This window comes from Streptomyces carpinensis, assembly GCF_002154505.1.
GTDB classification, from domain to species: Bacteria; Actinomycetota; Actinomycetes; order Streptomycetales; family Streptomycetaceae; genus Streptomyces; species Streptomyces carpinensis.
The window spans coordinates 1-13,126 of the sequence record NZ_MUBM01000034.1 but is presented as its reverse complement, the minus strand read 5'-3'; the positions used below and the strand labels follow the sequence as shown (position 1 = coordinate 13,126).

Here is a 13,126-nt window from a genome sequence, read left to right as displayed (position 1 = left end):
CGCCGGGTCACAGGTAGTACCGCGACACCGACTCCGCCACGCACACCGGCTTGTCGCCGCCCTCCCGCTCCACGGTGAAGGCCACGCTCACCTGCACCCCGCCCGGCACGTCCGCCACGCCGCTGATCGTCGCGGTGGCGCGCAGCCGCGAGCCGACCGGGACGGGGGAGGGGAAGCGCACCTTGTTGGTGCCGTAGTTGACGCCCATCTTCACGCCCTCGACCGAGATCAGCTGCGGCCCGAACAGCGGGAGCAGCGACAGGGTCAGATAGCCGTGGGCGATGGTGGTGCCGAAGGGGCCGGCTGCGGCCTTCTCCGGATCCACGTGGATCCACTGATGGTCGCCGGTCGCCTCCGCGAAGAGGTCGATCCGCTTCTGGTCGATCTCCAGCCAGTCGGTGTATCCCAGCTGCTCACCCACCGCCGCCTTCAGCTCGTCGGCGGAGGTGAAGATCCTCGGCTCTGCCATGTCCCGGCCTCTCGCGTCGCACATCAACTCTAAGCAACTGCTTAGCATGCTCGGCTCGGCGGGTCATGTCAACGGAAGCGGAGCGCGACACGGTGGGTAGGCTCGGAGGAGTGCCCCAGATTCCCGAGAAGATCCACGAGCTGACCGTCGGACAGGTGTCCGCGCGCAGCGGTGCCGCCGTCTCCGCCCTGCACTTCTACGAGTCCAAGGGCCTGATCAGGAGCCGCCGCACCGCCGGCAACCAGCGCCGCTACACCCGCGACACCCTGCGTCGGGTCGCCTTCGTCCGGGCCGCGCAACGCGTCGGCATCCCGCTGGCCACGATCCGCGAGGCGCTCGCCCAGCTCCCCGAGGAACGCACACCCACCCGGGAGGACTGGGCCCGCCTCTCCGAGGCCTGGCGCACCGAGCTGGACGAGCGCATCAAGCAGCTCAACCGCCTGCGCGACCACCTCACCGACTGCATCGGCTGCGGCTGCCTGTCCCTGGACACGTGTGTGCTGTCCAACCCGGACGACGCGATCGGCGAACGCCAGGTGGGCTCCCGCCTGATGGTGGAGCGACGGACCTCCTAGGTCTAAAACTGACGGACGTCATTGACAGGTGGGTGGGCCCTGCGGCGGCAGGTGCGTCCATGGCGCCGTAGGGCAGACGGGAGTTCGACGACAGGGCTTGGGGGTGTCTGACAAACGAGTGCGGGACACGGAGCGGTGTCCGGCAACACCGTCCGCCGGGTCACTCGTACTCCGTCCCGCCCATCCGCGTCAGATACGCCGGGCTGACCGCCTTGGCGATCGCCCGGCCCGCGGTCACCGGGCTGTGGCGCTCCACGGCGGGACGTATCACCACGCCCTCGCGCAGATGCAGCTCCCGCCCGGACACGGTCTCCCTCCCGGTCGCGAACTCCAGCACCCGCCCGATGTCGTACGGCCCCTCGTACAGCCGCGGCGCCAACGGCAGCTCCCCGTCCAGCAGCTCCCCCGCGTCCAGCCACCGCACGGCTCCGTCGATCTCCGCTGACACGTCGAACACGGCGTACCCCAGTGTGTCCCGCCGCCCGTCGGCACCGTAGGTCAGGTCCTGCACGCCCGCCCCGTACACCTCGCCGAAGATCCCGACGCGGCGCGCCCCGAGCCGTTCGGCGAGCCGGGCCGCCGCCTCCGGCACGCGATGCGCCCGCACCGCCCGCCAGTACAGGTTCCGCGGGTCCTCCTTCAGCGCCAGTGACCTCGCGCCGAAGCCCTTGGAGGAGATCTGCACCCGGCCGTCGTCGGCGAAGAAGGTGAGCAGACAGGCCGTGCCGTGCAGCTTCTCGGTCAGGACCACCGGCTCACCGGCGGTGAAGACGTCCGGGTAGCGCTGGATGTTCTCGATGTCGACCCAGGGCAGCAGATCGGGCGCCGGCTCCACGTCGCCGCTCATCGTGGGCGGGACGGGCGGCACCCACTTGGTGATGCCGAGCAGCTCGGCGAAGTCGGTGCCCTCGGCCGCCGCCCGCGTCAGGTCGACGTCCGCGAGCGCCTTCGGCCGGCACACGATGCCCTGCGACAGCTCGCCGCGCAGCCGCACCGCCTTGACCCGGTCCCGGTCGCCGCCCGCCAGCCGCCCGGTCAGCCCCAGCTCCTCGATCAGCGCGACGGGGAGCACCGACTGCTCGGGGATGTACACGGCGGCCTCGCCGGTGCGGTACACGCCCTTGGCTACGACGGCGCGGTACAGGCCCACCTGGGCCAGCTCCAGTGCGTCGGCGTTCGGATGCGGGTGGACGGTCAGCACTTCGGCGGTGACGCGCAGCGTCGACATCGGGACTCTCCTCACGGTCCTCACACGGGTCTCATCGCCTCCAACTGTCCGGGCGGCAAAGGGGTGGAGCGAGCGGATTAGCCGCTGGTAGCCTGCCGACCCCCCGATCGGCGGTCGGCCGTCCCGAGCCTGACGGCACCGGTTCCCGCGCCGTCGCCCCGCGCGGGCGACGAACGGCGACACGCCGGACGCTACGGCGAGCGCTGGGCCGACCCGTACTGGACGAGGCCCTCCGCCACCAACTGGGCGTTGGACAGGGCCCGTTCACCGTCTGGCAGGGTCAGCGTGTCCTCCAGGCCGATACGGGTGGCCAGGCCGAGCCGGCCGGCCAGTCGCAGTACCGGCCACGCCCCGCCCTCCTCGCCGTGCAGCAGCACCGGACGCCCGTGGGTGTCACCCAGCTCGGCCAGCAGGGTCCGGGCGGATTCCTCGGCAGTCTCCGGGTCCGGGTCCGTGACCTTGGCCAGTACGCGCAGGACGGCGGGTCCGAGGGGCGAGGCCGCGAACCGGGCCGCGCCGTCCGTGCCGGACCGGATGCCCGCCTCCACGCCGACGCCCAGCGCGAGCAGCGCGGCGGCCAGCTCCTCCGCGCCCGGTTCGTGCCAGTCGACGGAGGCGACGTCGGGCAGCACCGTCCAGCCGCGCACACGCGCCGGCCGGGCCGCCGGGCCGGGCTCCGTCCAGCCGCCCGTGGCCACCCCGACCGGCACCGGCACCCGCTTCCGGATCGCCTCCACCGCCGCCGCGACCACGCGCGGCGACACGCTGTCCCGGCCGCACGGGGTCCTGGGGTGGACATGGATCCCCGTGGCCCCGGCCGCGACGGCGCCGGCCGCGGACTCGGCCATCGCCTCCGGCACCAGCGGCACCACTGCGCTCTCGGTGGGCTGCCGGGCCCCGTTCAGACACACCTGCATCCTGGAATGGTCCCCCGTCCCCCGTTGAAAAGCCTCCGGACTCCGTGGTGTTCGAGGACATCGTCGGTGTTCGAACAGAGGGGTGCGGCATCCCCCTGCGCACCCCCGCAACGCTCATGCGCTGTTCTCCGTGCGGGCTCGGCTCAGGCCGACACCAGCAACCTCCCCCGCCCGGCGCAGGCCAGTGCCTCGGGGGTGAGGACGGGCCGCGGCACCAGGATGCCGCAGTCCACGCACACCGGCCCGGTCGACGGCTCGTGGTCCAGGCCGTACCTCCAGACCAGCCGTTCACCGCCGCACACCGGGCAGACCGAACCCGGGTCACGCTCCAGTGCGGCGATCAGCCGGCGCAGCACCTCGGCCAGTGGTTCGGCCGGATGCACCCGCGGGTCGTCGCACCAGGCGACCCCGAAACCGCCCCAGGTCAGCCGGTGCCAGTCGTCCACGCTGCCCGGCCGGCGCAGCCCGTCGTGCTTCTCCTTCCTGCGGCGCCGGGCGAACTCGACCTCGTAGTCGAGCCACACCGAGCGCGCCTCCTCCAGCTCCTCCAGCGCGGCCACGAGCCGCACCGGGTCGGGGGACCTGTCCTCGGGGCCGAACCCGGCCCGGGAGCACAGATGGTCCCAGGTCGCCCTGTGCCCGTAGGGAGCGAACCGCTCGAGGCACTTGCGCAGTGAGTACCGCCGCAGCGCCAGATCGCACCGCGGATCCCTCACCTGTCTCGCCAGACTCCGGAAACCGGCCATCGCCCTGCACCTCCGTCAGACCTGCACCTGTACTTCGGTCACTTCGGCGTCGTCGTACGGTCCGTCGCACGGTCCGTCGTACGGAGTCCTTCGTACGGGGTCGTCGTACGGACTCGCCAAGTAGACGTGCGAACCGGCGATCCGGCTCCATCCGTTTTTCGATGTCTGCCATAACTTCGCCCCGGTTGACCGTCATGTCCACCATGAGGTGACGCAAAAAAGTGACGCATGTTCATCTTCCAACTCGGGGATACCGCGGGTAACGTCCCGCTCCACCCCCGTCGGGAGGAGCTGTCGCCATGCCACGGCGCACCCCACACAACGCGCTCGACGAAGTGAGAACTCCCCGCAGATTCCCCGGGTTCCTGAAGGTCGCATCCGTATGCGCCCTCATTACCGGTCTTTTGTCACCTTTTTCCTCGGCGGTGGCGGTCGACGCCACGCCCACGGCGGCCGCGAACGACTACTGCGGCGGCCAGTGCTCGGACATCCTGCCGCCCGGTGAGAACGGCAATGCCACGCTCGCCCAGATCCTCCTCAACCAGGCGTTCGGCACCCAGCCCGGCCACGCCGAGGACCAGCTGGGCCCCTACGCCGACCTGGCCAAGGGCTACCCGGCACTCACCGACGACAAGGTCAACACCTTCTTCGACGACGCCTCGTTCGGAGTCCCCGCCGACCAGGTCGCCTCCGCCGAGAAGCCCGCCGGGCGCGGCGACGTCACGATCGTCCGCGACAAGAAGACCGGTGTGCCGCACATCACGGGCACCACTCGCTACGGCACGGAGTTCGGCGCCGGGTACGCCGCCGCCGAGGACCGGCTGTGGCTCATGGACCTCTTCCGGCACGTCGGCCGGGGCCAGTTGACCTCCTTCGCGGGCGGAGCGGCCGCCAACCAGGGCTTGGAACAGCAGTTCTACCGCAACGCGCCGTACACCGAGGCGGACCTCCAGGCACAGATCGACAGCGCCGTGGCGAAGAACGGGGCGCGCGGCCGGCAGGCACTCGCCGACGTGGACGCCTACCTCGCCGGCGTCAACGCCTACATCGACGCCTCCGACTCCGGCCGCTACTTCCCCGGCGAGTACGTCCTGACCGGCCACAAGGACGCGATCACCAACGCCGGCACCATCGAGCACTTCAAGGTCACCGACATGGTCGCGCTGGCCTCCGTGGTCGGCTCGCTGTTCGGCTCCGGTGGCGGCGGTGAGGTGAACAACGCCCTGTCCCTGCTGGCCGCGCAGGCCAAGTACGGCGTCGAGGAGGGCACCAGGGTCTGGGAGTCCTTCCGCGAGCGCAACGACCCCGAGGCCGTCCTGACCGTCCACGACGGCCGGAGCTTCCCCTACGCACAGAAGCCGGACGACCCCAAGGGCGAGGCGCTGCCCGACGCCGGTTCGGTGACCCAGGAACCGCTCGTCCACGACCGCACCGGCAGTGCGGCGACGTCGGCCGCCAGGAGCGCCTCCACCCGGGCCGCGACGACCACCCTCTCCTCCGCCCGGCGGGGCATGTCCAACGCCCTCGTCGTCAGCGGGGAGCACACCGCGAGCGGCCACCCGGTCGCCGTCTTCGGCCCGCAGACCGGATACTTCGCGCCGCAGCTGCTGCTGCTGCAGGAGATACAGGGCCCCGGCATCAGCGCCCGCGGCGCCTCCTTCGCCGGCCTGAGCATGTACGTGGAACTCGGCCGCGGCCAGGACTACTCGTGGAGCGCCACGACCTCCGGCCAGGACATCATCGACACCTACGCGGTCGAGCTGTGCCAGGACGACTACCACTACCTGTACCACGGCACCTGCACCGCCATGGACAAGGTGGAGCAGGCCGATTCCTGGAAGCCCACCGTCGCCGACGGCACGGCCGCCGGTTCCTACACCATGCGCGTGTGGCGCACGAAGTACGGCCCGGTCCAGTACCGCGCCACCGTCGGCGGCAGGAAGGTCGCCTACACCACCCTGCGCTCCTCCTACCTGCACGAGGCCGACTCCATCGTCGGCTTCCAGATGCTCAACGACCCCGGCTTCGTCAAGGGCCCGGAGGACTTCCAGAAGGCCGCACAGCACATCAACTACACGTTCAACTGGTTCTACGCCGACTCACGGCACACCGCGTACTACAACAGCGGCGACAACCCCGTGCGGGCGAACGGAGTCGACGCCGAGTTCCCGGTATGGGCGCGGCCGGCGTACGAGTGGCGGAACTGGGACCCGGCGACCAACACCGCCGACGACACCCCGCCCTCCGCCCACCCCAACTCCGTCGACCAGGACTACTACATCTCCTGGAACAACAAGCAGGCCCAGGACTACACGGCGGCCCCCTGGGGCGAGGGCTCGGTGCACCGGGGGAACCTGCTGGAGGACCGGGTGAAAAAGCTGGTCGCGGCCGGCGGTGTGACCCGCGCCTCGCTGACGAAGGCGATGGCGGACGCGGCCCTGGCCGACCTGCGGGCCGAGGACGTGCTGCCGAAGCTGCTGAAGGTGATCGACAGCTCCCAGGTCACCGACCCGACGGCCGCCGCCGCGGTCGGCGAGCTGCGTACGTGGGTGTCCGCGGGCGCCCGGCGCACCGAGACCTCGGCCGGGTCCAAGAGGTACGCCGACGCCGACGCGATCCGGATCCTGGACGCCTGGTGGCCGCTGCTGGTGAAGGCCGAGTTCGAACCGGGCCTGGGCAGCGACCTGTACACCGCCCTCACCGGCAACCTGCCGATCGACGAGGCCCCCTCCGCCGGGCACGGCCCGACCGGCTCGCACGCCGGAAGCTCCTTCCAGTACGGCTGGTGGAGCTATGTCGACAAAGACATCCGGGCGGTGCTCGGTGAGCCGGTGCGGGGACCGCTGGCAGAGAAGTACTGCGGCGGCGGCAGCCTCGGGGGCTGCCGGGACGTCCTGCTCACCACCCTGAAGCAGGCGGCGGGCATGACGGCGGTCCAGGTCTACCCGGGCGACGACCAGTGCTCGGCGGGCGACCAGTGGTGCGCCGACTCGATCGCCCAGCGCACCCTGGGCGGTATCAAGCACTACCGGATCAGCTGGCAGAACCGGCCCACCTACCAGCAGGTGGTGGAGTACACCTCCCACCGGTGACGTCTCGTGGCGGCGGGTCAGCGGACGCGGCCCGCCGCCAGCACCAGCCGTGCCAGCTCCGGGTGCACGATGTCGCTGTGGGCACCGCTCGGCGGCCCGCCGCGCCGGACCACCTCGGCCGCGTCGACGTTCACGCACCCCGATGTCGGCAGCGGCGCGCCCAGCGCGGCAGAGAGGGTGCACGCGCGCGTGCCCGGCACCGCCTGCACCCCGTCGTGCCCCATCGCACCCCATCTGGCCCCCAGCACGGCGCCGACGTCGACGCCCAGCACTGACCGGTCGTCGTCGGCCATGCGCGAGGCCAGGGGGTAGAACGTGCCGAGGGCCGAGTCGAAACGGGAGTGACAGCACACCAGCGGGCCGTCGATGCGGTGCTCCTGGCCCTGCAGCACCCCGCCCGCGCGCGGGTCGCCCGGCACCCGGGCGGCGAACGCGTAGTGCGAGAAGGCCCCTTGCAGCAGGGTCACCGACTTCACCGCCCGCACCCCCGCGGGCAGGCCGCGCAGCGCGAACGACACCAGCCGCCCGCCGAAGCTGTGACCGACCAGATGGATCCGCAGGTCCGGCGCCGCCTGCGCGAGCCGGCCGACCGCCGGGCCGAGCCCGCGCTCGCCGACCGTGCCCGCCCGCCGCTTCATCGCGTAGTAGGTCGCCTGCCGCAGCAGTTCCTTCGCGCCGTCCCACGGGTTCGGCAGCGAGAGGGACTCCTGCCCGTCCGGTGCCTGAAGCCCCGCCGCCGCCTGCGCGAACTCGGCGCAGACCTCGGCCGTGGGTTGCGAGAACATCCCCGGCTCGCTCTGCGGCACGCCCTCCGCCACCGTGTCCGCCGCGAACAGGCCCTGCGGACCCGGCGGCACCACCTCGACCAGCATCCGCACCAGCCGTCCGAACTCCTCCAGGCCCGCCTCCTCGCGCGGATGCTGGTCCAGCATCCGCGCGAGCCGGTCCACCACCGTGGCCCGCCCCGGGAAGGTCTCCAGGAGCGCGTGCCGGGTGTCCTTGTCCAGGGCCGGGCGGGGCGCCGGCCCGGTGGCGGTGGAGCGCGGGAAGTCGGGGATCGGCTCGTCGCTGAACCGCATGGACGGCCACACCACGCCCACGTACCCGATCCGCGCGGCCGGCGCGAGCTGCGGGACCGGCGCGAAGAAGTGACTGTAGAGGAGGGTGGCGCCCGACCGGTCGTTGTTCCAGCCGTGCGCGAACACGATCAGGTCGCGCACGCCCCGGGCGGCGACGCCGGCGAGCAGCCGGTCCCGCTCGGGGCCGTCCACGTCCCCGTCCGCGTCGAAGGTCAGCTCCCAGTAGGGAGCCACGCTCATCCCCGGATCCGCCATGACCGACCCCCTCGTTCCCCGAAGCGGTGCGACGTGTGCTGCATCGTCCTGCCAACGGGGGGAGTTGGCCATAGGTCACGGCTCATCCGGGCGGGGGAATTCCCCCGTCGGTCACCCGTAGAGGAGATACTCCTTGCGTATCTTCCGGAACGCGGCCAGTTCCTCCCGCCAGCCGGCCACCACCTCGTCGGTGCCCGCCCCTGCGTCGATCATCGTGCGGACCTGGGTGGAGCCGGTGAGCTTGTCGATCCAGTTGTCCGAGCGCCAGGCGAAGCCGTCCCAGACCTGACGGGCGGTCACCAGCAGCGCGATCCCGGTCCGCACCGGGTCGTAGGCGGCCCGGTCGTGGACGTGGATCTGCACCCCGCCGACCGTCTTGCCCTGGAACTTGGAGAAGGTGGGCGCGAAGTAGGCCTCCCGGAAGCGCACGCCCGGCAGGCCGAGCGCGTTCGCCGCGTCCGCCCAGCGCCCGTCCACGCCCTCGGCGCCGAGCAGTTCGAAGGGGCGGGTGGTGCCGCGTCCCTCGGACAGGTTGGTGCCCTCGAACAGACAGGTCCCGGAGTAGACGAGGGCGGTGTCCGGAGTGGGCATGTTCGGGCTCGGCGGCACCCAGGGCAGCCCGGAGGCGTCGTAGAACTGGGACCGCTTCCAGCCGGTCATCAGGACGGTCTCCAGCGGCACCGGCGTCGCCAGGAACTCCTCGTTGAACAGCCGCGCCAGCTCCGCGACGGTCATGCCGTGCGCCTGGGAGATCGGCTGCCGTCCCACGAAGGTCGCGAACTCCTTGTGCATCACCGGGCCCAGCGCCTCCCGGCCGGTCACCGGGTTCGGCCGGTCGAGCACCACGAACCGCTTGCCGGCCAGCGCGGCGGCCTCCATGCAGTCGTACAGCGTCCAGATGTACGTGTAGAAGCGGGCGCCCGCGTCCTGGATGTCGAAGACGACCGTGTCCACGCCGGAGGCGGTGAAGACGTCGGCGAGCGGCTGCCCGCTCTTGAGATACGTGTCGTACACCGGCAGCCCGGTGGCCGGGTCGTCGTAGCGGCCCTCGGAGCCGCCCGCCTGTGCGGTGCCGCGGAAGCCGTGCTCGGGACCGAAGACGGCGACCAGGTTCACCCGGCGGTCGGCGTGCATGACGTCCACGATGTGGCGCACGTCGCGGGTGACACCGGTCGGGTTGGTGACGATGCCGACCCGCTGCCCGGCGAGCTGGGCGTAGCCGCTCGCGGCGAGGCGCTCGAAGCCCGTGCGCAGCGGCCCGCCGCGGTTCTCGGGGGCGGCCTGGGCCTGTGTGGCCGGGATTCCGGCGGCCGCGACCGCTGCCGTGGTGGCGAGCAGACTGCGTCTGGACAGCTTCATGCGGTGACCTCCGTGATCGCTGCACGTGTCATGACCACGCACGCTAGCGCGCGTCCGCGCGGCAGGGAACGAACTGTCAGTACCGTCTCCGGTCTATACCACTGGAGGGTCCCGTCCCGGGCCGCCTCTTCCGTGTCACATACCGACCGGTTAGTGTGGCGCCGCAGAGTCGATGCGTTGTCGCGTCGCAGTCGTGTCGAAGGAGACCGATGGTGCAAGCCGTTCAGGGTGCGGGAGTGGTCGTCACCGGGGCCGGGGGCGGCATCGGGGCCGCGCTGGCCCGCCGGTTCGCCGCCGAGGGGGCGAGAGTCGTCGTCAACGACCTCGACGCAGGGCGTGCCGGGGCCGTCGCCGAGGGGATCGGCGGCATCGCGCTCCCGGGGGACGCCTCGGCGATCGTCGCCGAGGCCCGCGAGGCGCTCGGCGGGACGGTCGACGTGTACTGCGCCAACGCCGGCCTCGCCTCCGGCGGATCGGAGACGGCAGGCGAGGAGGTCTGGGCGCGCGCCTGGGACGTCAACGTCATGGCCCACGTCCGCGCCGCCGAGGCACTGCTCCCGGACTGGCTGGAGCGCGGCAGCGGCCGGTTCGTCGCCACCGTCTCCGCCGCCGGACTGCTCACCATGATCGGCGCCGCCCCCTACAGCGTCACCAAGCACGGCGCCTACGCCTTCGCCGAGTGGCTGTCGCTGACGTACCGCCACCGGGGGATCAAGGTCCACGCGATCTGCCCGCAGGGCGTGCGCACCGACATGCTGGCCGCCACCGGCAGCGCGGGCGACCTGGTGCTCCAGCCGACCGCCATCGAACCGGAGGACGTGGCCGACGCCCTGTTCAAGGGCATCGAGGAGGACCGCTTCCTGATCCTGCCGCACCCGGAGGTCGCCGGCTTCTACCAGGCCCGCGCCGCCGAACCCGACCGCTGGCTGGCCGGCATGAACCACATCCAGCGCAAGTGGGAGGAGACCCGATGACCGGCGCGACCGCCTCCCGCTACGCGGCCAGGCCCTGGCTGCACCTCCTGGACGAGGCCCAGCGTGCCCCGGTCGACCCCGTCGACTCGCTCGTGCACGCCCTGCGCCGGTCGGTCGCCCGGGCCCCGGACCGCACCTTCCTCGCCTACTTCGACGCCCGCCTCACCTACCGCGAGGTGGACGAGCTGAGCGACTCGGTCGCGGGCCACCTCGCCGCGCGGGGCCTTCGGCGGGGTGACCGGGTGGCCGTACTGCTGCAGAACTCCCCGCACTTCGTGCTCGCCGTCCTCGGCGCCTGGAAGGCGGGCGCCACCGTCGTCCCGGTCAACCCGATGTACAAGTCGGCGGAGGTCGCCCACGTCCTGAAGGACGCCGAGGTGGCCGCGCTGTTCTGCTCCGACCGGGCGTGGGAGGCGTACCTGCGCGAGACGGCCGCGCACTCGCCGGTGCGGATCGTGCTCACCGGCTGCGAGCGGGACTTCCAGACCCGCGACGACGCACGTGTGCTCGGCTTCGAGCGGCTGCCGCAGGCCGCGGACGCCGAGGACCTGGTGGCCGTCGCCCGCGCCGGCCACCGGGCGCCCGAGCACCGCGACCCGGCCGCCGCCGACATCGCGCTGATCAGCTACACCTCGGGCACCAGCGGCACGCCCAAGGGAGCCACCAACACGCACGGCAACATCATGTACAACGCCGAACGGCAGCGCACCGGCCTGCACCTGCCCGAGGCACCGGTCTACTTCGCGATGGCGCCGCTGTTCCACATCACCGGCATGGTCTGCCAGTTCGGCGCCTGCCTGAACAGCGCGGGCACGCTGGTGCTGGCGTACCGCTTCGAACCCGGGGTGGTGCTGGAGGCCTTCGCCGAGCACCGGCCGCACTACACCGTCGGCCCCTCCACCGCCTTCATGGCGCTGACCGCCCACCCGGCCGTCAGCCCGGACCACTTCTCGTCCTTCCGGGTCATCTCCTCCGGCGGCGCTCCGCTGCCGCCCGCGCTGGTGGAGAAGTTCCGGGCGGGCTTCGGGCCGTACATCCGCAACGGCTACGGCCTCACCGAGTGCACCGCCCCCTGCGCCTCCGTGCCGCCCGGCCGGGAGGCCCCCGTGGACCCGGTCTCGGGGACGCTCGCGGTCGGTGTGCCGGGCCCCGACACGGTGGTACGGATCGTCGACGACGCGGGGGAGGAGGTGCCCTTCGGCGAGCAGGGCGAGATCGTCGTCCGGGGCCCGCAGGTCGTGCCCGGCTACTGGCGGCGCCCCGACGCCACCGCCGAGACCTTCCCCCACGGCGAGCTGCGCACCGGCGACATCGGGTTCATGGACGAGCAGGGCTGGCTCTACGTCGTCGACCGCAAGAAGGACATGATCAACGCCTCCGGCTTCAAGGTGTGGCCGCGCGAGGTCGAGGACGTGCTCTACACGCACCCGGCGGTGCGCGAGGCGGCCGTCGTCGGGGTGCCCGACGGCTACCGCGGGGAGACCGTGAAGGCGTACATCAGCCTGCGCCCCGGCGCCGAGACGGACCCGGACGCGCTCGCCGCCTACTGCAAGGAGAGACTGGCCGCCTACAAGTACCCGCGCCAGGTGGAGATCCTGCCGGACTTGCCGAAGACGGCGAGTGGGAAGATCCTCCGTCGGGAACTGCGTTCCCGCAGACAGGACAGTCAGCAGAACCAGTAGGAACCGGCGCGCCTGGTGGGACCGGGCGGACCGGGGGACTGGTACGACCGGTAGAACCACGGAAAGGCAGGTGGCGGCAGTGCCCAGGACGACGGAATCAGCCGGGACTCCTGTGCCGCAGCGGCTCCTGGCCGCCGCCACCCGGCTCTTCGCCGAGCAGGGCTACGACCGCACCTCGGTGCAGGAGATCGTCGAGGCGGCCGGCGTGACCAAGGGTGCGCTGTACCACTACTTCGGCTCCAAGGACGACCTCCTGCACGAGGTGTACGCGCGCGTGCTGCGCGTCCAGCAGGAGCGGCTGGACGCCTTCGCGGGCGCCGACGAACCCGTCGAGAAGCGGCTGCGGGACGCCGCCGCCGACGTCGTCGTCACCACGATCGACAACCTCGACGACGCGATGATCTTCTTCCGCTCCATGCACCACCTCAGCCCGGAGAAGAACAAGCAGGTGCGGGCCGAGCGCCGGCGCTACCACGAACGCTTCCGCGCGCTCATCGAGGAGGGCCAGGAGCAGGGCGTCTTCTCCAAGGCCACGCCGGCCGACCTGGTGGTCGACTACCACTTCGGCTCGGTCCACCACCTGGCCACCTGGTACAGCCCCGACGGTCCGCTCACCCCGCAGGAGGTCGCCGACCACCTCGCCGACCTGCTGCTGCGGGCACTGCGTCCATGACGTCGCGCACGGGCGGTGCGCTCGTGGCACGCCGCGGCGCCCGTGGGACGAGCGCCGCGGGCCGCGGCCCGCTGGGC

Annotated in this window: 11 protein-coding genes; 5 read left to right on the top strand and 6 right to left on the bottom strand. The window is 71.9% G+C overall.

Annotated elements, in window-relative coordinates; genetic code table 11:
• Positions 1-7: 7 nt before the first annotated feature.
• Positions 8-469 carry a MaoC family dehydratase gene (locus BZY54_RS05695; protein ID WP_086723438.1) on the bottom strand — a complete coding sequence of 154 codons (462 nt, stop codon included), beginning with the start codon at positions 467-469 and terminating at the stop codon, positions 8-10.
• Positions 470-579: 110 nt separating this feature from the next.
• Between BZY54_RS05695 and soxR the strand changes: the two genes are divergently transcribed.
• Positions 580-1,044 carry a redox-sensitive transcriptional activator SoxR gene (gene soxR / locus BZY54_RS05690; protein WP_086723437.1) on the top strand — a complete coding sequence of 155 codons (465 nt, stop codon included), beginning with the start codon at positions 580-582 and terminating at the stop codon, positions 1,042-1,044.
• A gap of 160 nt (positions 1,045-1,204) precedes the next feature.
• Here soxR and BZY54_RS05685 read toward each other — a convergent pair whose 3' ends face one another.
• The 3 genes from BZY54_RS05685 to BZY54_RS05675 form a co-directional block, all read right to left on the bottom strand.
• Positions 1,205-2,272: an RNA ligase (ATP) gene (locus BZY54_RS05685; RefSeq protein ID WP_086723436.1), complete on the bottom strand. Its 1,068-nt coding sequence runs from the start codon at positions 2,270-2,272 to the stop codon at positions 1,205-1,207.
• A gap of 191 nt (positions 2,273-2,463) precedes the next feature.
• Entirely contained in the window at positions 2,464-3,189 is a 726-nt protein-coding gene (locus BZY54_RS05680; protein ID WP_086723435.1) for a 3-keto-5-aminohexanoate cleavage protein, read from the bottom strand.
• A gap of 143 nt (positions 3,190-3,332) precedes the next feature.
• A complete protein-coding gene (locus tag BZY54_RS05675; protein ID WP_086723434.1) occupies positions 3,333-3,935 on the bottom strand; it encodes a hypothetical protein in 603 nt (200 codons plus the stop codon).
• A 299-nt stretch (positions 3,936-4,234) separates the two neighbouring features.
• Here BZY54_RS05675 and BZY54_RS05670 point away from each other — a divergent pair, with 299 nt between their 5' ends.
• Positions 4,235-7,027, top strand: coding sequence for a penicillin acylase family protein (locus tag BZY54_RS05670; RefSeq protein ID WP_086723433.1), 2,793 nt, complete (start codon positions 4,235-4,237; stop codon positions 7,025-7,027).
• Positions 7,028-7,044: 17 nt separating this feature from the next.
• Here the strand turns inward: BZY54_RS05670 and BZY54_RS05665 are convergent, their stop codons facing one another.
• Entirely contained in the window at positions 7,045-8,361 is a 1,317-nt protein-coding gene (locus BZY54_RS05665) for a serine-threonine protein kinase (RefSeq protein ID WP_086723432.1), read from the bottom strand.
• Between the two features lie 111 nt (positions 8,362-8,472).
• Positions 8,473-9,720 carry an exo-beta-N-acetylmuramidase NamZ family protein gene (locus tag BZY54_RS05660; protein WP_208640564.1) on the bottom strand — a complete coding sequence of 416 codons (1,248 nt, stop codon included), beginning with the start codon at positions 9,718-9,720 and terminating at the stop codon, positions 8,473-8,475.
• A gap of 209 nt (positions 9,721-9,929) precedes the next feature.
• Between BZY54_RS05660 and BZY54_RS05655 the strand changes: the two genes are divergently transcribed.
• The 3 genes from BZY54_RS05655 to BZY54_RS05645 all read left to right on the top strand — a co-directional run bounded on the left by BZY54_RS05655 (position 9,930) and on the right by BZY54_RS05645 (position 13,049).
• A complete protein-coding gene (locus BZY54_RS05655; protein ID WP_086723430.1) occupies positions 9,930-10,694 on the top strand; it encodes an SDR family oxidoreductase in 765 nt (254 codons plus the stop codon).
• Entirely contained in the window at positions 10,691-12,376 is a 1,686-nt protein-coding gene (locus BZY54_RS05650; protein ID WP_086723429.1) for a class I adenylate-forming enzyme family protein, read from the top strand. The genes BZY54_RS05655 and BZY54_RS05650 overlap by 4 nt, the downstream gene beginning before the upstream one ends.
• 79 nt (positions 12,377-12,455) lie before the next feature.
• Positions 12,456-13,049 carry a TetR/AcrR family transcriptional regulator gene (locus tag BZY54_RS05645; protein ID WP_086723466.1) on the top strand — a complete coding sequence of 198 codons (594 nt, stop codon included), beginning with the start codon at positions 12,456-12,458 and terminating at the stop codon, positions 13,047-13,049.
• Positions 13,050-13,126: the final 77 nt, after the last annotated feature.